This window comes from Streptomyces megasporus (genome assembly GCF_000718985.1).
GTDB classification, from domain to species: Bacteria; Actinomycetota; Actinomycetes; order Streptomycetales; family Streptomycetaceae; genus Streptomyces; species Streptomyces megasporus.
In genome coordinates, this window is the sequence record NZ_JODL01000111.1 from 1 (window position 1) to 393 (window position 393).

The following is a 393-nucleotide window of genomic DNA, read 5'->3' on the forward strand; positions in this document are numbered from 1 at the left end:
CTAGTTGAGAAGGCTTCCTTGCAGCTCGGCACGGAGGTCCGGGGTCAGCACCGTACCCGCCCGGTCCACCAACAGAGCCATCTCGTAACCCACCAGGCCGATGTCCGCCTCCGGGTGGGCCAACACCGCCAACGAGGAACCGTCGGAGATCGACATGATGAAGAGGAACCCACGCTCCATCTCCACCACCGTCTGATTCACCGCACCCCCCTCGAAGATGCGCGACGCACCAGCGGTCAGCGAGGTCAGACCCGACGCGACCGCCGCCAACTGATCGGCACGGTCCCGCGGGAACCCCTCGGACATGGCCAGAAGGAGGCCGTCGGCGGAGACCACCACCGTGTGCGACACCCCCGGGGTGTTCTCCACGAAGTTGGTGATCAACCAGTTCAG

At 65.4% G+C, this 393-nt stretch carries 1 protein-coding gene; it reads right to left on the bottom strand.

Annotated elements, in window-relative coordinates:
- Window positions 1-393: roadblock/LC7 domain-containing protein (locus IF47_RS0126910; RefSeq protein WP_051718273.1), on the bottom strand; the 393-nt coding region annotated here is incomplete at its 5' end.